This window comes from Sphingobium sp. LSP13-1-1.1 (assembly GCF_040676415.1).
Lineage (GTDB): Bacteria > Pseudomonadota > Alphaproteobacteria > Sphingomonadales > Sphingomonadaceae > Sphingobium.
On the sequence record NZ_JBEGHU010000047.1, the window covers coordinates 1 to 905 of the forward strand.

Genomic DNA, 905 nt, shown 5'->3' on the forward strand with positions numbered 1-905 from the left:
TCATCTGCATGAGTTTTTAATGAGAATCGTTGCATCACATACTCCAAGCGCTTATCTGGGGCGCAGGAGATATGACATGTCGGCTCTCAGCGAACTCAAGCGCCACCTGCGCCCCGGACAGGTTTACCGTCGCAAGGATCTCGCGCGCTGGTCCAACGCGGTCGATCGTCATGTCCGGCAACTAGTGGAGGAGGGGCGCCTCGAAAAGGTTTCGGCAGGTGTCTATATGGCGCCGCGTCAAACCAGGTTCGGGGCGGCGCCGGCCAAGCCCGAAAAGCTCGTCGAGACATTCCTCGGCGACGACCGTTTTCTGATGGTCTCGCCAAATGCGTTCAACGGGCTCGGGGTCGGTACGACGCAGCTTTACAACGAGCCGGTCGTCTACAACCGCAAGCGGCACGGAAAGTTCACCCTCGACGGGCGCGTCTATGATTTCCGGATGCGACCCTCGATCCCCAAGCGGCTGTCCAAGGAAATCCTGCTGGTCGATCTGCTGCACAATCTCGATCGGCTGCCGGAAGACAAATCGGCAGTGCTTCCTCGCGCGCTCGAGCGGGCGAAGGAAATGGACCGATCGCGCCTCGCCAAGGCCGTCCAGGACTTTGGCTCGGCGCGGGCTGAGCGCTTGCTCGCGCCTGTTCTTGAACAGGCCTGACAGCGCACGAAATGTTGCTGCACGATCATACAGATTTCGACGATCTCCTGGCGGTCGTCTCGCGCGAGCAAGCGATCGATTCGGGGCTGGTCGAGAAGGATTATTGGATCATGCACGCCCTCTGGGGCTTGCAGCAGTCGGGTTTTCGCTTTGAACTCAAGGGCGGAACGTCGCTCTCGAAAGGGCATGGCCTTATCCATCGGTTCTCCGAGGACATCGACATCCTGATTAACCCCGACTTGGACGATCT

Annotated in this window: 2 protein-coding genes; both read left to right on the forward strand. The window is 59.3% G+C overall.

The features are described 5' to 3' along the window. The coding region (locus tag MRBLSP13_RS18835; RefSeq protein ID WP_363756043.1) for a hypothetical protein at nt 1–655 on the forward strand (655 nt) is incomplete at its 5' end. A gap of 11 nt (nt 656–666) precedes the next feature. Continuing rightward, the coding region (locus MRBLSP13_RS18840) for a nucleotidyl transferase AbiEii/AbiGii toxin family protein (protein ID WP_363756045.1) at nt 667–905 on the forward strand (239 nt) is incomplete at its 3' end.